This is a genomic window from Aquisalimonas sp. (genome assembly GCF_007120195.1).
GTDB lineage: Bacteria > Pseudomonadota > Gammaproteobacteria > Nitrococcales > Aquisalimonadaceae > Aquisalimonas.
The window spans coordinates 11,586-30,779 of the sequence record NZ_SKOG01000069.1; the positions used below are offsets into that span (position 1 = coordinate 11,586).

Consider the following 19,194-nt stretch of genomic DNA (forward strand, 5'->3'; position numbering starts at 1 on the left):
GGACAGACCTTGAACCCATGCGTATAGATCGTCGGACCAAGCTTTGGTTACGCCTGCACAGCCTGGTGCTGGGTGTGGGCTTTATTGCTGTGCTGGCCCTGGTGGCCTGGCTGAGTACGCGCTATACCATTGGCGCGGAGTGGTCGACCACCGGGCGCGGCGGGCTATCCGAGGGCAGTGTCGAGCTACTCGGGCGGCTCGACGAGCGGATCGATGTGGTTGCCTTCGTCCGCCCCGATGATGTCCTCGCGAGCCACACCCAGGGTCTTTTGGAGCGGTACCAGCGCCATCATCATGATCTACGCTTCCGTGCCATTAACCCGGATGCACAGCCGGAGCTGGTGCGGCAGTTCGGAGTCGAGGGCCAGGGTGAGATGGTGGTGGAGTATCGGGGCCGCCAGGAGCACGTCGCTGTCCCCAGTGAGCCGAGACTGAGTGCTGCGCTCGCGAGGCTCAGTGGGGCGGACGGAGGTCCACTGGTCTATCTTCTGGGCCACGGCGAGCGGGATCTCCAGGGCGAGGCCAATCATGACCTCGGTAGTTTTGGCGCTCACCTGCATGACCGCGGGCATGAGCTCATGCCCCTGGACAGTCTCGACGAGGGTATCCCCGAGGAGGCATCACTGCTGGTGGTGGCAGGGCCGCGCAGCGAGTGGCCGCCGTCTGCCCGGGAGGTCGTTAGGCAGTGGGTGGACACCGGAGGGAACCTACTGTGGCTGGTGGACGAGGGCGACAGGGAGCGGCTCGGCTTTCTGGGCGATGTCCTGGGCGTGAGGATTCTGCCCGGGCAAATCATCGAGCCCCAGGCGAAGGCGCTGCTTGGGGTCGACGAGCCGCGTCTGCTCGTACTGGGTGACTATCCCCCTCACCCGGCGCTGGCTCGACTTGAAGGCGTTTCCTTGTTCATGGGCGCGCGGGCATTGGAACTCACGGATGCGCAAGACGCTCGCTGGCAAGTCAGCCAACTGCTCCGCACTGACGAGCGCCACTGGCTGGAGCGCCAGGATCCGCAGAACCCGAGCTTCGACCCCGAAGCCGGAGAGCGGCGTGGGCCGCTGACCGTCGGGGTGACACTGACCCAGTCTCCGGACGACAGCCGCGAACAGCGTGTGGCGGTGATCGGTGATGCGGATTTTCTATCCAACGCGTATGTCGGTAACGGGGCCAACCTGCAACTGGGCATGCATCTGGTGGACTGGCTTACGGACGACACCGGGGCTGGCGCCGTGCTTGGGCGGGCGGTTGCGGATCAGACACTGGAGCTAAGCCGTACGCAGATGATCGCCATGGGCTTTGGTTTCCTGGTGGTGGTGCCCGCGATCTGGTTGTCCGGCGGCGCCTGGGCATGGTGGCGGCGAAGGCGGGGATGAGCGGCGATGCGTAGACGGTGGGTGCTCAATGTTGCCGTGGTGTTGGTCGCCTTGGCGCTGGCGGGGGTGGCGTGGCTCGATTATCAACGCCCTGCAGACGAGTGGCGCCTTACCGATCTCGCGCCGGATGATGTCCATGTGGTGAGCGTGCAGTACGGCGATGGCACGCGCCTCGTTATAGAGCGTGACCATGCCGGCTGGCGCATTAGCGAGCCGGTCACGGCGCGAGCGAGCCATTTCCACGTTGAACAGCTGCTGCGGTTGACCCGGGCGCCCAGCGAGCATCGATACGACAGCACGGAGTTGGACCCGCAAGAGTTGGGTCTGATTCCGCCAAAGATCAAACTGACATTCAACGGCACCGCCGTTGGCCTCGGTGACACGGACGCAGTCGACGGCCTGCGCTACGCCATGGTGGGTGAACGGGTTCATCTGATTCCCGACGCATTGACGCCGCTGATCGCCGGCCCATGGTGGAATTTTCTCGACCGCCATATCCTGGAACAGCATGACGAGCCGGTCGCGCTGACCACACCTGTGCTGGCGATGCGTCTGCGCGACGGTGACTGGGTCATTCAACGCGGCGAGCTCGCTCAACGCAGGGGCGATGCGTTCATGGCGGACTGGGCCGGCGTCGAGGCTCTCATGGCCCGTCCCTTGGACAGCCCGCCAGAGACAGAGCCGGATGTGCGGGTGGAATTGGCCGGTGGTGGCCATCGGCGGTTCGCGGCTACGCAGGAGGACGGCGAAGTCCGGCTCGTGGATCTGGACTCCGGCGTCGCCTACGTGCTTTCGCAGGAGCTGCGCCACTATCTGCTCACCGGCGAGGAGCGCTGAGCCGGCATGGGCCACCAAAGCTGCGCGCTCCCGGCCGCGGGTCCTTGATGTGTGCTGCGGCAGTAAGGGCGTACCCTGATCCATCAGGACACCAGCATGCCGGAATTGCCGGAAGTCGAAACGACCCGCCGCGGTGTGGCGGCGCAGGTGACGGGCGAGACCGTCACCGACGTGGTGGTCCGCGACCGCCGTCTGCGCTGGCCGATACCCGAAGATCTGCAAGCGCGGCTCGGCGGGCGCGTCATTCGCACCGTGGACCGGCGCGCCAAGTACCTTCTGTTTCGCATTGACCCCCATACAATGATCCTGCACCTGGGCATGTCCGGCAGTCTTCGTGTTGTGCCTGCGGGCGCAGTGCCGGAGCCCCACGCCCATGTGGATCTTGGTCTGAGCTCCGGCCGGGTGCTGCGCTATGTTGATCCCCGGCGCTTCGGCAGTCTCCATGTGAGCGCAGGGGACGGCGGCGACCATCCGCTGTTGGCCCGTCTCGGGCCAGAGCCCCTGAGCGCGGCGTTTTCCGGCGCGTGGCTCTACCAGCGCTCCCGCGGACGGCGTCAGGCCGTCAAGGCCTTCATGATGGATGCAGCGACCGTCGTGGGTATCGGCAATATCTATGCGGCCGAGGCCCTGTTCCGAGCTGGCATTCATCCGGCCAACGCCGCCGGGCGCGTAGGCCGCGCACGTTACGTGCGCCTGGCCAGGGCCGTCCAGGACGTGCTGAGCGAGGCAATCGCAGCAGGCGGCACAACGCTGCGGGACTTTGTCGACAGTGGTGGACGCCCGGGCTATTTCCGCCTGGCGCTATCCGTCTACGGCCGGGCGGGACAGCCCTGCCGCGCATGCGGTGAGGCCCTGCGCCTCATGCAACTCGGCCAGCGCAGCACGGTATTCTGTCCGGCCTGTCAGCGCTGAGGCGTCGCGCTCCCAGGTGCGCGGCAGGCGGCGTGCATACGTCCCACCATGGGCAGAAACAGCCATTTCAACAGCGCCGCTGTGATCCATGCCACAGACCCACGCGCAGGATCGCGTAGGGTGATGTGTTCAGAGCCATGCTCAACGGGCACAAGCAGATCATTTAGGGAGTAACGCTGTGGAACGTGTAATCGGTCTCGATATGGGATACGGCTTCATCAAGGCTAACGATGGTCTCGATGGTGTCCGTTTCCCCAGTGTGGTCGGCGATGGCAGTGGCGGTAGCCCCATGTCGCTGGGTTTGCAAAAGCCAGACCCGACGAGTGACATTCGCATTACCGTGGGGGCGAGGTCCTATTTCCTCGGGGATCTCGCGATTCGTCATTCGCGTATTGCGCACCGTGGATTGTCGGCGACCCGGGCCGAGGGCGACGATCTCAGGATCCTGTTCCTGGGCGCCTTGAGCCTGTTTTGCCGGGAGTCCAGGAACGACTTCCAGGTAGTGACCGGGCTGCCCCCGGGGCGCATGCATTTGGCGGAGGACTTGGTCTCGCGGTTAAGGGGGGATCACACGGTGACGCGCCATGTCGGGCGCAAGCGTCGCGATCTCAGCATTCGCCTCGAGGACATCGAGGTGGTGCCCCAGCCGTTGGGAACATTCTGGTCGGAAGTGCTCGACAGCCGCGGCCAGCTCCGGGGCGACTCGCGCCTGCTTGGCGGTCGGGTTGGCATTATTGACGTCGGTTTCCGGACCACTGATTTTGCCACCATCGTCGAGGGCGAGTACGCGCCGGCGTGGAGCCGCACCGTGCCGCTGGGGATTTCCACCGGCTATGACACCCTAGCTGCGGCGCTGTCCGCACAGTACGGACTCGAGCGCGAGACGTACACGCTGGATCAGGCGGTGATCGACGGTCAGATCAACGTCTCCGGCCAACACGAAGATATCACGGGCCTGCGTGACCAGATTCTCGGCGAGGTGGCCACCAAGCTGATGGTGGAGCTGCAGTCACTGTGGCAGTTGACGGACTACGACGCCGTGCTGCTGACCGGTGGCGGGGCCCACGTGCTGGAACGCTACCTGCGTCCGCAGGTCCCGCAGAGCCTCGTTGTCAGTGATCCCGTGACCGCCAACGCCCGCGGCTACATGGCCTGGGGAACCTATCAGAGCCACGAGCAGCAGCCGGAAGTCGAGGCCACCGACGGTAGTGGGTTCAGTCCGGATGCGGCCAATCAGGCCGCGGGCGGCGACGATGAGCAAGCCGCGCAGCGCTCACGGCGCCCGCGCGCCGCGGTGAAGTAGCACGGTGTGCAGGGTCGATCCTGCCGGTGTTGTGGGGCCGCTCCCCGCCACTGGCGGGAGGCCGTTTAGCCCTCATACCACACCGCTTGGATTCGATACCACACCTCGCCGTTGGGCAAGGCCACGGTGACTTCATCGTCCACGGTCTTACCCAGTACGGCGCATGCCACCGGCGAATCAATGCTGATCAGCCCCTTCTCCGGGGAGAACTCGTCCGCTCCAACGATGCGGTAGCGCCGCGTGCCCCCCTCTTCGTCTTCCAGCGTCAACCAGGCGCCGAAACGGATGCGCGTCGGGTCCGAGGGGTGCCGCTGGACGATCGTCAACTCGTCCAGCCGTTTGCTGAGATAACGCACGCGGCGATCGATTTCCCGCAGCTGCTTCTTTCCATAGATGTACTCGGCATTCTCCGAGCGATCGCCCATGGCGGCTGCTTCAGCCACCGCCTGGGTCACCTCCGGGCGCCGCACACGCCAGAGCCAATCCAGTTCCCGCTCCAGCTGCCGCCAGCCTTCCCGCGTAATGTAGGGCGATGCCTTGCGTTGCGGCGGACGATAGCGACTCATGGGATCCGTATCAGTCCAGGAGACTAGTCTACGGGGCGCACCGCGATCCCGTGGAAATCGCTGTCCTCGTTGCCCCGAGCCGGCTCCACGATCTCCACAATCTCCAGGGTGTCCAAGTCCAGCACGGAGAAACCGGGCGTCTCACCCTCAGCCATATGCGGCATGGACACGGGGTTGGGGCCGCGCAGCGTAATGAACGCATAGCGGGAGTCGGGCGAGAAATCCAGGATGTCCGGAGTCGGCCCGGTGTCCGGGATTGTGTCCTTGACCTCCAAGCTCTCCGGGTCGATGACGATCCCGTCGGAGCTGCCGCGGTTGACCATCCAGATGCCCTCGCCGTTGGGAACGTTGCGGACCCCATGGGCATCGATCCCCTGGCTCACGTCGGACGCCACGACGTCCAGCGTGTCGACGTCCAGCGCGTACCACACTCCGGTGGCCGGACCTCCGCCGTTGACGATCATGTGCTGTTCGTCGGGGGTGAGCATGGTGCCACAGTTCACCTGCAGCTCGTTGGGCGGGAATACCTTCTCCAGTGTCATTTCGGACGTGTCCACCACCACCAGGCCGCCATCCTCCAGAGCCGGGCCGAGGGTGACGAACGCGCGGCTGCCGTCGGCCGTCGTATCGTGACAGATGGCCGCCACATCGTTGAACTCGTGTTCGCGCTCCTGGAATACTGGGTCATCGGCGATGACCAGTTCCCGGTCGATCTCGAACGACTCGTTGTCAAGATCCGCCGTTATCGCAACGACTTTGCCGTCTCGCTCGATATCCGGTGCGCCAATGACATCGACGAGGATGGCGCTGTCGTCAGGAAGAAATCCGGCCATGTGGGTGCGCGGTCCGGTCGGGATAATATCCACCACGCGGTAATCCTCGGTACGGATGACGGCCACATTGCCCGTGCCCACGTTTGCGACTGCCGCATAGCGGCCGTCGGAGTTGAACTCGACCATGTGCGGGACTTCGAGCCCGTGGGCGCCGAGGTTGATCCGCGCGACCTCCTTGAGATCCTGATTGTAGACGTGCGCCTTGTGCGTGCCCTGGTCCAGTGCCCAGATCTCATAGCCTGCGCCCTCGGCCATTGTCTGCTGGCTGAGCATGCCGGCGCCCAGCCCGGTCAACGCCATGACTGACCAACTCCGCGATGCCCATTTGCTTGCAGTGTGCATGTGCATGCCCTCTCCTGTTGATCTCCCGGTATGGTTTATCATCTGCCCTGTGTGGGCTAACGACTGGGGCCCATTGTTGCAGGAACGCCCCCAAACGAGTATAGGGTGTGCTCGACAGGGAGACAGGGCGCCTGGCGTTGTATTGCGGTTTTTGCTCCATCAGCGATGGGTAGATCATTGGCCAAGTGGCGACCCGTGAGGACCGACGTGGACGATAGGCCAGACGATCAGGATCGCTTTGTGCTGACCAGGCCGGCCGATGTCGTCGCTGTGCTGCGTGAGCTCGGACGTCGGCCTGAATTGCTTAACGCCTATTTCAACCAGGGACGGGAGAGTCTGGATACGGCTATTGTGGCCGTCGATGACGAAGCCGGCGAAGTGGAGCTCGCGTGCGGGTCGGATATGGCAGCCAGCCGCCGGGCGTTGCAGGCCGAAGGCATTGTCGTTACGACCCGTGAGAACACCGCGACAGTAAGATTTCGCCTCGAGCGGTTGTGGGTCGTGAGCCGGGATCATGGGCCTGCATTTCGGGCGGCAGTGCCCCAGAGTGTGTATCGTCTGCAGCGACGCGCGTACTTCCGTGTGCCCGTTCCCGAGTCGAGCCCCGCAGTTTGTCGGCTTCCCGGCGGTGGTGAACAGGCTTACACCTTCAAAGCGACGGATCTGAGTCTCGGTGGTGTCGGAATTATTGACGCAACAGAGGCAGTACCGCTGCGAATACGCGATGTCATTGAGGGTTGTGTGCTCGAGCTGCCGGGGCGTGAGAGCCTGGTCATGGATCTTGAAGTTCATAACATCTCCAGGCACCTGTTGCGCGACGGCAGCGTCGGGCGCCGCATCGGACTGGCCTTCCGCAACCTCTCGGCGCGGGGGCGGGCCGTACTACAAGGCTATCTTCAGGGTATTCAGGGGGCCTAGTGTCCTGTCCCGCAAATAACGTTACGATTGTCGCGGCCCTGACGGCCCCTGGAGGCGTTGCGCCTCCTCGCCGTAGTCCCCGCTACGCCTCGTCGGCGCGCCTTGCCAGGAACCGTCAGGATCCACGCCAATTTTCGCAACGTATTTACGGGACAGGACACTAGCGCAACACCGCCGCGAATGCTGACTGAGCGCCGGCAGGGTGGCTCCGGGCCAGTTGGCGGCACGGATGTCTCCATACGGAGACATCAAAAATCTCTTTTAGTACAACAAACTACTGATTTTCGGCCGGGCCGGTGTCGCCTTTTGCTGACAGTCGAACGCGTGGACTGCTGCCCACACCTTGCCAAGTCACTGATTATTGAAAGAATCGAACTTTGGCACAGAGGGTGCATACTCTCGTGGGCCATCGCCTGGTCGTCGTGGCCCACCTCAGCGTACGCCCTGCTACCACGGCGATATAGCGACCACCGGTGTCCCGCGCACCCATCGCCGGTGGTCGTCAGGCGGCGCGTCTGCCCACCCTGACGCGTGAACCTTGCCCCCGCTTGACGGGGGTTTTTTTTGCCCGGGAACGGGCTGCTGCGTGGTTGGGTGCTGAAGGCCCCGCATGGGCTCAAGCGTCGCAGAACGGGCCGAACTCCCAGAATCGTCGGCACCGATAGCGGGACTCACATTCCTCGAGCTGGGCCTGGTATCGCTGCGCGGTCCGCTCGACCCGCGCCGCCACGCGTTGCAGTGCGCTGTTGTTCTGCCAATGTGCGCGGCGATAACCGGTGGGGCCCTCGTGATAGGCCAGGTACAGATGCCTCGGGTTATTCTTGCTGATGCCCAAGCGTTGGTGGGTGTTGTTGTTGTACCAGCCGATGAAATCCAGCGCGTACTTCATGTGTGTGCGTCGGGCAAAGAGCCCACCCTGGTCGTCAAGGTATTCGCCCCAGACCGGATTCTGTGCCTGGGCATAACCGTAAGCCGTAGACTGCCGTCGCCAGGGAATGAAACCGAGCAAGCGCGTGCGTGGCGGGCGGGCATCGTGACGGAACGACGATTCCTGGCGGACAAATGCCATCTGGGTGGCGATGGGTGTCCCCCAGCGTTGCTCCGACGCGCGTGCATGGTCGTACCAACGCGGCTGGTGATCAAAGATCCGGCAGAGGTCGTCGGTCCTTTCCGGAGGGGTTGTGGCGCAGCCGACCAGCATTGCCACCGCCATGGCAAGTACAAGCGCAGCGGCTTTCATCGGCAGCTATCCGTCCCGTTGTCGCGCGCGCTCATTGCGCTCTTCAAGGCGGCTGATGAGGGTTTCCACGCCGTCGCGGCGGATGGCACTGGAGTATTCCTGCCGGTAGTTGGTGACGAAACTGATGTTCTCGATGACCACGTCGTAGGCCAGCCACTCGGCATCGTCGTCCTCCGCGCGGATCAGGCGGTAATGGACCGGCACTGAGGCCTCGCTGAATCGAAGCGTTGTGCGAACCGTGGCGCGGCCACGGTCATCCGGTCCCGTGACCCGGTCGACGCGCAAGATCTCGTCTTCCCCCGCGACCATTTCGATGGCATCGTCGATGTTGTCCGCCAGCATTCGGGAGTACGTTCGAATCACGTTCCGGCGAAAGGCGCTGACGAAGCGCTCTTGCTGTTGTGCATCGGCTTGGTTCCAGTAGCGGCCCAGAATCAGGCGACTCATCAGCTCGAAGTGCACGCGTGGGCCGAGTATCTCGTCGATCAGCTCTTCGCCGACGGTCGGATCCTCGGCGATGGCCTCGTGATGCTCCATCAGGGCGTCGAGAGACGCATTGAACGATTCCTTGATCATGGCCTCCGGGCTCTTGGCCACTGCTACCGCTGACCAGAGCAGTATGAGTCCCAATACAAGGGGTCGTAGCACTGCGTGGGGAATTTGCATCGTCGCCTCGTCCTTAATCTGTACCGGAATCTGCCCCGGCGAAACCCAACCACCATGGCGGGGAAAACGTCGCACTCGCCCCTTCCTAATAAGCCTTCTCATCAAGTCATCCATGCCTCAGTGGCTGTGTCCGTCAATGCGGCAGGTGCAGTGCGCGGCGCGGGAGGTGTGGCGCAGTCGACACGCGCGACGGGGAACGCAAGCCCACATCCGCGGACCGCGTGAAAACACTGACGCAGACATGACTTGTGACATGGATATTCATATCACGTCGCGGGGGATGGATCCATGGTTGTCGCCAAAAGAAGACAACAGGACACTAGTGCTCCGTGACGCGCGCTTCGCCGCCACCGCGCGGATCACTGGCCGCGTCCATACGCCCCTCATCCCTGTCCCAGAAGGTGACCTGCATGTCCCCGTAGCGCCGCAGCATGGAGCGCACTGTGTGGCCCTTGGCCGTGAGCGCGCGCCGTGTCTCTACTGAGATGGCGCCGGGCTCGTGTTCAATGCGGTCCGGCAGGTACTGGTGGTGGAAGCGGGGCCTGGCGACCCACTGCTCGGGTGCCAGCCGGTCCACGAAGCTGATGGTCCCCAGCAGCACCTGCGTGATGATACGGCTGCCACCGGGGGTGCCGATGACGGCCACGCGACCGTCCGACTCCAGGAACGTTGGCGTCATGCTCGACAGGGGCCGCTTGCCCGGTTCGATGGCGTTGGCTTCACCGCCGACCAGCCCGTAGGCGTTGGGCTTGCCGGGTTGGCTCGCGAAGTCGTCCATCTCGTTGTTCAGGAGCACTCCGGAGCCCGGTGGCATGAACCCGGAACCGAAAGGGTAGTTGATGGACAGCGTGGCGCCGACGCGGTTGCCCGCATCGTCGATGATGGAAAAATGCGTTGTGTTGTCGCCGCCCATGTCGGGCTCCGGCAAATCCTCACTGGCGGTGGCACGGTCCGGGGAGAGGTCAGCGGCGATCGTCTCGGCATGTTCCATGCTTGTGAGCCGGCCCTGGGGGATGTCCACGAAGTCCGGGTCGCCCAGGAAGACCTGGCGATCACGGTAGGCGCGGCGCATGGCTTCGACCTTCAGGTGGATGCGCTCGGCTTGCGGTTTGTTGCGCAGTTCGTGCTGCGAGAGGATGTTGAGCATCGTCATCAGCCCAATGCCGCCGGCGGACGGGGGTGCAGCCGTTGTCACCCGCACGCCCTGATAGCTTCCCTGCACGGGCTCGCGCTCGACGATGGCATACTCCTGCAAATCTTCGTAGCTCCAGATGCCGCCGGCCTCGTTGGTGCCCTCGACCAGGCGCTCGGCAACCTCGCCGCGGTAGAAGCCGTCCAGGCCCTCTTCGGCGAGCCGCCGGAGAGTCAGGGCCAGGTCGGTCTGCACGATGGTATGGCCTTCCTCGGGAACGTCGCCGTCGTCGAGGAAGACTTCGGCGGCGGCCGGCGAATCGCGCAGGGCATCCAGGCGGAAGCGGATCATGCGGCGGTAGTGCTTGCCCACCTCGAAGCCGTCGCTGGCATAGCGGATAGCGGGCTCCAGGTTTTCTGCCAGGCCAAGTTCGCCGTATTCCTCGGTAATGTGGACGAGCCCCGCCGGCGTACCGGGGATTCCCGCGGCCAGAGGACCATCGAGGGAGTCGCGATCGCGTACGTCGCCGCCCTCCTCGAGGTACATGTCGCGCGTGGCCCTGCCGGGCGCTGTTTCACGGCCATCGACCATGGACTGATGGCCATCGGACTCCCGATGCAACAGCCAGAAACCGCCGCCGCCGATGCCGGAGCCGTAAGGCTCAACCACGGCAAGCGCAGCGGTCACCGCAACAGCGGCATCGAAGGCATTGCCGCCCTGCTCGAGAATGTCCACCGCAGCCTGTGTTGCCAGCGGGTGAGCGGTTGCCACGGCTGCGCCAGGCGGACGGTCGGCGCCTGCTGCAGTCGCGGCCAGCAGCATGGCGACGCCGAAAACCGCGCTGGCAACAAAGGGTCCACGCATCATAAAGCTCCTGTTAAGGGATCAGCCCCGCAGTCGGGCGCTCAGCGCCCTTGCGACCCGCGGGTGCACGAATTGCTCGATGTTGCCACCCAGCGCCGCCACCTCGCGTACCAGACTTGAGGAGATGTAGGCGTATTGTTCTGCGGGTGTGAGAAAGACCGTTTCGACATCCTGGATCAGTTGTCGGTTCATGCTCGCGAGCTGGAACTCGTACTCGAAGTCCGATACGGCCCGCAGTCCGCGGAGGATGACCTGAGCCCTCTCGTTGCGAACAAAGTGAGCCAGCAGGGTATCGAACGCCTTGACCTCGACGTTGGGCACGTGCTCCACGGCGATGCTCGCCAGCTCCAGGCGTTCCTCGTTGGAAAACGTGGGCTTCTTGCTCGGACTCGGGAATGCGGCAACCCCGACAATCAGGCGTTCGAAGAGCTTGGCACCCCGCTCCACCAGATCGATGTGGCCGTTGGTGATCGGATCGAATGTCCCCGGATAGATCGCTGTGATGGTCATGCGCTTGCCCTTGTTCTGTCGTTTGTATCGGCGTGCCGACGTCGGAATGCAAAGCGCCTGTTATCAAACCATTCGCCGCGCCGTCGATCAAATACCGCCCCCACGCTGTGGTTGCAGCAGCAGGAAACGGACATCTCCGGCGTCAAGGGCCCGCAGCACTTGCCAGCTCTCCGGGAGCTTTGGGGGTCGGTACTTCGCATGCTCCACGTAGATGCGCGTCTCACCATGACTCCAGCCTCCGCGAGCGAGCGCCGAGCAGGCCGGTTCCAGCAGCTTGCCGGCAAACGGGGGGTCAACAAAGATGATGTCCATGGGGTGTGCGGTACCGGCCAGCAGCGCCATGGCATCGCCAGCGTGGACGTGGACGCGCTGCGCGGCGTGCAGTCGCTGGATGTTGTCGTGTAGCTGCGCCAAAGCCCGGCGTTCCCGTTCCACCAGCAGGACGGACGCCGCACCGCGGGAAGCGGCCTCGAGCCCCAGGGCGCCGCTGCCGGCGAACAGGTCGAGGCAACGGCTTCCCGGCACCAGCGGCTGCAACCAATTAAACAGCGTCTCGCGGTTGCGATCCGCCGTCGGCCGCAGCCCACTGTCACCGGCAAAGCGCAGGCGGTGCCCGCGCCATTCGCCGCCGATGATCCGCACTTCATTACGTGCGCGCCTGGCCACTACGGATCACCCGCGGGCGGCGAGGCGTTGCGATGGCGTCAATCAGTGTCCTTCGGCTCCTCGGGTCGCTCGAGTTCCTCGGGTTCCTCGCCTTCCTCATCCTTTGGGCCGACGATGACAGTGACGAACTTATCCGGCGCAAGCCGGCGCTGCAGGGCATCGCGTATATCATCGACTCCCACGGCTTCAACCCTGGCCGGGAACGCATCCAGGTAGTCCAGCGGCAGCCCGTGGAAGCCGATGACGCCGACATACGCGAGCATACTCCGGTTGCTGTCGAACTGCAGCGGGAAGCCGCCGGTGATGTTGCGCACGGAGCGATCACGTTCCTCCTCGCTCGGACCGTCTTCGCGCAGGCTGGTGAGCGTCTCGCGAAGGACGCTGAGCGCCTCTTCTGTGCGGTCGCTGCGGATTTGGGTGCTCACCAGGAATGGTCCGGGCTGGGTCATGGGCTGAAAGAGACTGCCGACGCTGTAAGACAGCCCGCGCTCTTCACGCATCTCATCGACCAGCCGACTGCTCAGCCCGCTGCCGCCGAGGAGATGGTTGCCCACATACAGCGCGAAATGATCCTCGTCGCTGCGCGCATAGCCGATCTGGCCCATCATGACATGGCTCTGGGCGGTGGCGAACGGGATGTGGATGGTCTCACCAGCGCGTTCGGTGGGCTCTGGCTGCGGCATCGGCTCCGGCGCATCGCCTCGGCGTAGGCTACCGCCCAGGTGGTCGGCGATGGCCTCGGCTTCTGCCCGGCTGACATCGCCGACAATGGCGAGGGTTGCGTTCTCGAGCACATAATACTGCTCAAAGAATGCGTCCAATTCCGTGCGCCCGATCGCCTCCAGGCTTTCTTCCGTGCCCCCGGGGTTGCGCGCGTACGGGTGGTCGCCGTAGAGGGCCTCCCAAAAGGCTTCTCGGGCTACCGAGCCGGGATTGCGGCGGCTGTTGCGCAGGCTGAGCAGCATGCGACGACGCTCGCGCTCAACCGACGCCTCCGGGAAGCTCGGCTCGCTGACGGCCAGGGTTAAGGCCTCAACGGCTGGGCTCAGTGTCTCCGGGTCGTTCAGTGAGCGCAGGCTGACACTGGCGGAGTCCCGGCCGCTACCGGTGGAGAAGCGGGCACCCACGTCCTCGAAGCGTCGGGCGAGTTCGTCGGCGTCCAGCCCGGCCGCACCCTCGCTCAGGAGGTTGCTGGTCAGGCTTGCCAGCCCCGGATGCTCGCCATCGCGGGCCGAGCCGGCGTCGAAGGTCAGCTGCAAATCCACCATCGGCAGTGTCCGGCTTTGGACGAGGTACACGTCCAGCCCGTCGTCCGATGTCCAGTTCTCGATGTCCAGGGCGGCCTGCACTGGCGTCGCCAGTAGGACGGCAAGCAGCGACATCGCGGGCAGTAGCCAGTAATGGCGTGTCATGGGGTCGGCGCGCATGGTCGCTCCTCAGTCTCCGGTCGGGTCGTCTGTGGGATCGGGCCCCGGCGTCTCAAGCGGCAGCGAAGGCGCGCCGCCATCCTTCGGTTTGAGGTGGCCCACGGTGAGACGGTCGTCGTGCAGGAAGCGTACGGCGACATCCTGGACGTCCTCCCGGGTGACGGCGTCGAGTTCCTCCTCGAAGTCGGCCATGGCCTCGTAGCCGATGCCTGTCGTCTCCAGTAGGCCGATTTCCATGGCCTGGCGGGAGAGCGAATCCAGCCGGTAGACGTAGTCGGCCCGCAACTGAACCTTGGCCCGTTCCAGTTCCTCGTCGCTGATGCCGTCGTCGCGGACCTTGCGGATCTCTTGGCGCAGTGCATCCTCCACGTCCTCGATCTCGCCGTCGCCAGTGGGTCGCCCCTGCAGTATGAAGTGCGTGTCCAGGCGGGTGATGCTGCGGTAGCCGGCACCCACACCCGCTGCGACTTCCTGATCGCGTACCAGGCGGCTGGGCAGTCGGGCACTCTGGCCGCCATCGAGCACCTGGGAGAGAACGCTCAGGGCATAGGCATCCCGGGGCGTGTCCGCCGTGGCCAGCGACGGCACGTGATAGGCCATCATGAGAAACGGATTTGCGTTCTCGTGGTGGACGGTCAGGCGGCGCTCACCGATGGGCTCAACTTCCTCGCGCTCCTTGAGCTCCGGGGCGGGCCGGGGCTCCAGTTCGCCGAAGTACTCCGCGGTCAGGTCACGCACGGTCTCCGGCTCGACATCGCCGACCACGATCAGGGTGGCATTGTTGACGCCATACCAGTCGTCATACCATGCCTCGATATCCTCCAGCTCGATCTGCTGGATATCCCGCGCCCAGCCGATGATGGGTTGGCGGTAGGGGCTGTGGTGCCAGGCGACGGCATTGAAACGCTCCTGGAGCACGCCGGTGGGGTTGTCATCGACCCGCAGCCGCCGCTCCTCCTTGACCACCTGCATCTCTCGCTCGAACTCATCCTGATCGAAGATGATGTTCTCCAGACGGTCTGCCCCCAGCTCCAGCGCGACCTCCAGACGGTCGGCGCCAAGTTCCTCGTAATAGCCGGTGAAGTCGCGACCAGTGAATGCATTCACACGGCCGCCTTCCTCGGAGATTCGCCGCGAGAACTCCCCCGCCTCGAGGTTCTCGGTGCCCTTGAACATCATGTGCTCGAGGGCATGAGCCACGCCAGTGGTGCCGGGCTGCTCGTGGCTCGAGCCCACCGGGACCCAGAGCTGATTGATTGCCACGGGCGCGCGGTCGTCAGGTTTGACGATGACCTTCAAGCCGTTGTCCAGCTCGAAGCTGTGAATCTCCGGTGAGGCCGCGGAGGCGCCGCCGGCAAAGAGCGCGGCGCCGGTCAGCAGTGCGAAACAGGATCGAATCATGGTGACAATCGCTCGTTGTTGTGTGCTGTCCCCGGTGAGCGGGGGACCGTGTCAGTGCTAGGATACGCGAACCGCTCACGACAGAGTGACCATCGAAACTATGTTCCGGTTCAGAAAAGGTAAGCAAGACACCGATAAGCCGGAGGCGCCAACGGGCAGCGGCGACGCTTCCCGGCCCGGTCTTTTCGGCCGTTTGCGCGAGCGCCTTGGCAAGACCCGCGCGGGGTTGACCGAGGGGCTGGCCAACGCGTTTCTTGGCCGCAAGAGCGTTGACGACGAGCTCCTGGAGGAGCTTGAGACCCGACTGCTCATGGCCGATGTGGGCGTGGAAGCGACCACGCGCATCATCGGGAGCATGACCGAGCGCGTGCGCCGCAAGGAGGTCGGCGACTTGGAAGCCCTGATGCGCGCCCTGCGCGAGGATATGGTCGCGGTGCTCGCGCCCTGCGAGCAGGCGCTGGTGCCTGAGTACGAGGGCGGGCCGTTCGTCGTGCTCACGGTCGGTGTCAACGGGGTGGGCAAGACGACAACCATTGGCAAGTTGGCGAGCCGCTACCGCGACGAGGGGCGTACCGTGCTGCTCGCCGCCGGCGATACCTTCCGGGCAGCGGCCGTGGAGCAGATCCAGCAATGGGGGGAGCGTACGGGCATCCCGGTGATCGCGCAGCACACGGGGGCGGATTCAGCCTCGGTCATCTATGACGCGCAGCAGGCTGCGAAGGCGCGGGGGGTCGACGTGCTGATTGCCGATACGGCGGGGCGACTGCATACCCAGGGTAACCTCATGGAAGAGTTGCGCAAGGTCCGCCGGGTGCTCGGGCGTCTGGACGAGAACGCGCCCCATGAGGTGCTGCTGGTGCTCGATGCGAGCACCGGGCAGAATGCGCTGTCGCAGGCGCAACACTTCCACGACGCGGTGGGCGTCACCGGGCTCATCCTGACCAAGCTCGACGGCACAGCCAAGGGTGGCGTGATCTTCGCCATTGCCCATCGCCTGGGGCTGCCCATTCGCTATATCGGTGTCGGTGAACGCCCCGAGGATTTACGCCCGTTCCATGCCGCGGAGTTCGTGGATGCACTGCTGGGCGAGGCCCTCCAGGACTAATTGTCCTGTCTCGTACGTGCGCTACAGATCAATCCAGATGATTCATTTCGACGGTGTCAGCAAGCAGTATCCCGGTGGCTATGAAGCGCTGCGGGGCCTGACCTTCAAGTTGGAACGCGGCGAACTGGCATTCCTCACCGGCCATTCCGGCGCCGGAAAGAGCACGCTGCTCAGGCTGATTCCCCTGCTCGAGCGTCCCAGTCGCGGGCAGATCGTGCTCAACGGCATTGACATCGGGCGCCTGTCGCGGCGCCGCATTCCTTATCTGCGCCGGCGGGTGGGCATGATCTTTCAGGACCACCGACTCCTTCATGACCGCACGGTATACGACAACGTCGCCCTGCCGCTGGTGATTGCCGGCGTCAGCCACCGGGACATCGGCCGGCGTGTACGGGCAGCGCTCGGCAAGGTGGCACTGTCACATCGAGAGAGCGCATACCCCGTGACACTCTCAGGGGGAGAGCAGCAGCGGGTGGGCATCGCCCGCGCCGTGGTCACGCGTCCCCCAATCCTGCTCGCCGATGAGCCCACCGGGAACCTGGATCCCGAGCTATCCCAGGAGATCATGGGTCTGTTCGAGGCGTTCAACCGGGTGGGTGTCACGGTGCTCATCGCCAGCCATGACCTCGGTCTGATACGGCGCCTGGGACATCGCTACCTGAGCCTTGCCGACGGCAAGCTGGTCTCCGACAGCGGCAAGGGAGGTCTGGGCTAAGGCATGGCCGATCGGGGCGAGGCGCGCGGCAATCGCGTGCTCCAGGGCGTCGGGCTGATTGGGCGCCTGCGGGCATGGGGCGCGGATCATTTGCGCGCCGGTATCGGCGCCCTGGGCCGGCTGGCGCGAACGCGTGTCGCCACCGTCATGACCGCCGCCGTGATTGGCATCGCCCTGGCCGTGCCCGCTGCGTTCCTGCTCCTGCTAAATAACGTGGAGCGCCATGCCGGCACGTGGGATGAGGGTGTCCAGATCTCGCTTTTCTTGCGCATGGAGACCGCGGAGAGCGACTATCGCGCCCTGGCGGAGCAGATCGCCGCGCGCGAGTCCGTCCGCCGCACCGAGGTGGTGAGCCCTGAGGAGGCCCTGGACGAATTCCGCGAGCTTTCGGGGATTGATGGCGCGCTCGCCATGCTCGACGACAATCCGCTTCCTCCAGTGATTGTGGTCCACCCGGTGACGGGACTCGGCGCGGATTCGCTACAAGCCATGACGGCTGAGTTCGGGGCACGCGCCGATGTCGAGACGGTCCGACTGGATCTTGAATGGGTCCAACGGTTGCAGGCGATCATGGATCTCACGCGCCGGGCTGTCTGGTTGGTTGCGTCGCTACTGGGGCTGGCGGTGATCATGGTGGTCGGTAATACCATCCGCCTGGCCATCGAAAACCGGCGCGAAGAGATCATCATCACCAAGCTCATCGGTGGCACCAACGCATTCATTCGACGGCCGTTCCTCTATGAAGGCGCTTGGTATGGGCTCGTCGGCGGCGTCTTGGCCACCGTGCTGGTGGAAGGGGGGCGTCTGCTGCTCAGTGGGCCACTGCACAGACTGGCCGAGTTGTATCAGACGGGACCGCTGCTGACCGGCCTCGGTTTCCAGGGCGTGGTCGCCGTCTGGGTGGTGGGGATCGGGCTTGGCGTGGCGGGCTCTTGGGTCGCCGTGGCACGGCAACTGGCGGCCATCGAGCCGCGTTAAATGGGCGCCGAACGATGGCCGGTACCGCTTTGTGTGGAGCAATCCCGCGTCGCGAAGGCGAGTAGGCCTACCAGAGCGTTCGCCTGAATACCCCTTGAAAGCGGGGTGGATGCCCCAATCCCTGAACTGGGCAGCGGTATGAACTTTTGTCGGCGTTAGCACTCAAAGGATGTGACTGCTAAACTATCCCGGTAGCCAAAAGGGGGAGGTTCCAATGGGCACCGCCTTAACACGTGTCTCGGTCAACCAACTGCCGCTGCGAGCGGGCAGCGAAGAGGCTTACATTCGGGCCGTGAACCAGATTCCCGTTCTGAGCGCCGAAGACGAGCACGAGCTGGCGTTAGAGTATCGCGATCAGGAAAACATCGATGCCGCCCGGCAGCTGGTGCTGGCGCATCTGCGCTTTGTCGTGCACATCGCGCGCGGTTATAACGGCTACGGGTTACCACTGGCCGATCTGATCCAGGAGGGAAACATCGGCCTCATGAAGGCGGTCAAGCGGTTCGACCCCGACGTGAAGGTGCGATTGGTCTCCTTTGCGGTGCACTGGATTCGCGCCGAGATCCACGAATACATCCTGCGCAACTGGCGGATCGTCAAGGTGGCGACCACCAAGGCGCAGCGCAAACTGTTTTTTAACCTGCGTAGCTCCAAAAAGCGTCTGGGCTGGCTGTCCCGCGACGAAGTCAACAACGTGGCAAAGGATCTCGGGGTTAAGCCGGAGACCGTCGTGGAGATGGAGTCGCGGCTGAGTGGACAGGACATGGCGTTCGATCCGCAGCCCGAGGCGGATAGTGACGACGAGTCGGTCATCCGCTCGCCCGCCGCCTACCTCACGGACCATCGGATGGATCCGGCGGCTCAGATTGAGGCGGATGACTGGGACGAGCACCAGGTGGACTCACTGCACTCGGCCGTGGAGACCCTTGATGAGCGCAGCCGCGATATCGTGCAAAGGCGCTGGCTTGCCGAGGACAAGACGACGCTCCAGGACTTGGCGGACAAGTACGGCGTGTCGGCAGAGCGCGTGCGCCAGCTGGAGAAAAACGCAATGAACAAGCTCAAGGCGGCTATGGCAGCTTGAGCTGGTAGTCGGTTGACCGTCATTGCGATTACCTGAGCGGCACCGATTTGACACCCCCTCGCCGCTCACGTCGCATAGGACCTGCCTGCCCGCCCTGGACGAGTTCGTAGGGCGGCTATTCGAGCGCTAAACTAGGCATAACTTATACGAGCTGTATTTTCGCATCACATTGCTGCTGAATATAGCTCACTGCCTGAGCCAAATCTCCTCCAAATGGCTCGCGGGCAGAGTAGCTTTGTTTGCGCAAGGTAATACGCTCAGCCGCCTTTAGGTAGCGCATCACTTCCACCTTATTGCTTAGCAGTAAACGCGGCACCGCTATGGG

General features: G+C 64.2%; 18 protein-coding genes and 1 pseudogene. 9 read left to right on the forward strand and 10 right to left on the reverse strand.

Annotation, left to right across the window (positions count from 1 at the left end; genetic code table 11):
- Positions 1-17: 17 nt before the first annotated feature.
- From QZT63_RS05690 to QZT63_RS05705, 4 genes are all read left to right on the forward strand, one after another.
- Positions 18-1,370 (forward strand): Gldg family protein, encoded by a 1,353-nt coding sequence (locus QZT63_RS05690; protein ID WP_290649335.1) that lies wholly within the window; start codon positions 18-20, stop codon positions 1,368-1,370.
- Between the two features lie 6 nt (positions 1,371-1,376).
- Positions 1,377-2,207 carry a hypothetical protein gene (locus tag QZT63_RS05695; protein WP_290649337.1) on the forward strand — a complete coding sequence of 277 codons (831 nt, stop codon included), beginning with the start codon at positions 1,377-1,379 and terminating at the stop codon, positions 2,205-2,207.
- Positions 2,208-2,303: 96 nt separating this feature from the next.
- Positions 2,304-3,119 carry a bifunctional DNA-formamidopyrimidine glycosylase/DNA-(apurinic or apyrimidinic site) lyase gene (mutM, locus tag QZT63_RS05700; protein ID WP_290649338.1) on the forward strand — a complete coding sequence of 272 codons (816 nt, stop codon included), beginning with the start codon at positions 2,304-2,306 and terminating at the stop codon, positions 3,117-3,119.
- A 178-nt stretch (positions 3,120-3,297) separates the two neighbouring features.
- Complete coding sequence (locus QZT63_RS05705) at positions 3,298-4,422, forward strand: ParM/StbA family protein (protein ID WP_290649339.1); 1,125 nt, start codon at positions 3,298-3,300, stop codon at positions 4,420-4,422.
- Between the two features lie 65 nt (positions 4,423-4,487).
- Here the strand turns inward: QZT63_RS05705 and greB are convergent, their stop codons facing one another.
- A complete protein-coding gene (gene greB, locus QZT63_RS05710) occupies positions 4,488-4,988 on the reverse strand; it encodes a transcription elongation factor GreB (protein ID WP_290649341.1) in 501 nt (166 codons plus the stop codon).
- Positions 4,989-5,011: 23 nt separating this feature from the next.
- Complete coding sequence (locus tag QZT63_RS05715; protein WP_290649343.1) at positions 5,012-6,121, reverse strand: hypothetical protein; 1,110 nt, start codon at positions 6,119-6,121, stop codon at positions 5,012-5,014.
- Positions 6,122-6,370: 249 nt separating this feature from the next.
- Here QZT63_RS05715 and QZT63_RS05720 point away from each other — a divergent pair, with 249 nt between their 5' ends.
- Positions 6,371-7,081, forward strand: a complete 711-nt coding sequence (locus QZT63_RS05720; protein ID WP_290649345.1) for a flagellar brake protein — start codon at positions 6,371-6,373, stop codon at positions 7,079-7,081.
- 616 nt (positions 7,082-7,697) lie between these two features.
- Here QZT63_RS05720 and QZT63_RS05725 read toward each other — a convergent pair.
- The 7 genes from QZT63_RS05725 to QZT63_RS05755 all read right to left on the reverse strand — a co-directional run bounded on the left by QZT63_RS05725 (position 7,698) and on the right by QZT63_RS05755 (position 14,987).
- Positions 7,698-8,321: a lysozyme-like domain containing protein gene (locus QZT63_RS05725; protein WP_290649346.1), complete on the reverse strand. Its 624-nt coding sequence runs from the start codon at positions 8,319-8,321 to the stop codon at positions 7,698-7,700.
- Between the two features lie 6 nt (positions 8,322-8,327).
- Positions 8,328-9,062 (reverse strand): phospholipid-binding protein MlaC, encoded by a 735-nt coding sequence (locus QZT63_RS05730; RefSeq protein ID WP_290649348.1) that lies wholly within the window; start codon positions 9,060-9,062, stop codon positions 8,328-8,330.
- A gap of 244 nt (positions 9,063-9,306) precedes the next feature.
- The gene (gene ggt / locus QZT63_RS05735; protein ID WP_290649365.1) at positions 9,307-10,983 is read right to left on the reverse strand and encodes a gamma-glutamyltransferase; all 1,677 of its coding nucleotides are present in this window, start codon (positions 10,981-10,983) and stop codon (positions 9,307-9,309) included.
- Between the two features lie 21 nt (positions 10,984-11,004).
- Complete coding sequence (gene coaD / locus QZT63_RS05740) at positions 11,005-11,493, reverse strand: pantetheine-phosphate adenylyltransferase (RefSeq protein WP_290649350.1); 489 nt, start codon at positions 11,491-11,493, stop codon at positions 11,005-11,007.
- An 87-nt stretch (positions 11,494-11,580) separates the two neighbouring features.
- A complete protein-coding gene (gene rsmD / locus QZT63_RS05745) occupies positions 11,581-12,159 on the reverse strand; it encodes a 16S rRNA (guanine(966)-N(2))-methyltransferase RsmD (protein ID WP_290649352.1) in 579 nt (192 codons plus the stop codon).
- 38 nt (positions 12,160-12,197) lie between these two features.
- Positions 12,198-13,586 (reverse strand): pitrilysin family protein, encoded by a 1,389-nt coding sequence (locus QZT63_RS05750; RefSeq protein WP_290649354.1) that lies wholly within the window; start codon positions 13,584-13,586, stop codon positions 12,198-12,200.
- Positions 13,587-13,595: 9 nt separating this feature from the next.
- Positions 13,596-14,987: a pitrilysin family protein gene (locus QZT63_RS05755; protein ID WP_290649356.1), complete on the reverse strand. Its 1,392-nt coding sequence runs from the start codon at positions 14,985-14,987 to the stop codon at positions 13,596-13,598.
- 85 nt (positions 14,988-15,072) lie between these two features.
- Between QZT63_RS05755 and ftsY the strand changes: the two genes are divergently transcribed.
- The 4 genes from ftsY to rpoH all read left to right on the forward strand — a co-directional run bounded on the left by ftsY (position 15,073) and on the right by rpoH (position 18,869).
- Positions 15,073-16,092, forward strand: coding sequence for a signal recognition particle-docking protein FtsY (gene ftsY / locus QZT63_RS05760; protein ID WP_366636085.1), 1,020 nt, complete (start codon positions 15,073-15,075; stop codon positions 16,090-16,092).
- A 37-nt stretch (positions 16,093-16,129) separates the two neighbouring features.
- Complete coding sequence (gene ftsE, locus QZT63_RS05765) at positions 16,130-16,807, forward strand: cell division ATP-binding protein FtsE (protein WP_290649358.1); 678 nt, start codon at positions 16,130-16,132, stop codon at positions 16,805-16,807.
- A 3-nt stretch (positions 16,808-16,810) separates the two neighbouring features.
- On the forward strand, positions 16,811-17,785 hold the full coding sequence (ftsX, locus tag QZT63_RS05770) for a permease-like cell division protein FtsX (protein WP_290649359.1): 975 nt from the start codon (positions 16,811-16,813) through the stop codon (positions 17,783-17,785).
- Between the two features lie 214 nt (positions 17,786-17,999).
- The gene (rpoH, locus tag QZT63_RS05775; RefSeq protein WP_290649361.1) at positions 18,000-18,869 is read left to right on the forward strand and encodes an RNA polymerase sigma factor RpoH; all 870 of its coding nucleotides are present in this window, start codon (positions 18,000-18,002) and stop codon (positions 18,867-18,869) included.
- 142 nt (positions 18,870-19,011) lie between these two features.
- On the opposite strand, the pseudogene QZT63_RS05780 reads toward rpoH, so the two are convergent.
- A pseudogene (locus QZT63_RS05780) lies at positions 19,012-19,194 on the reverse strand (acyl-CoA thioesterase); the annotation flags it as partial.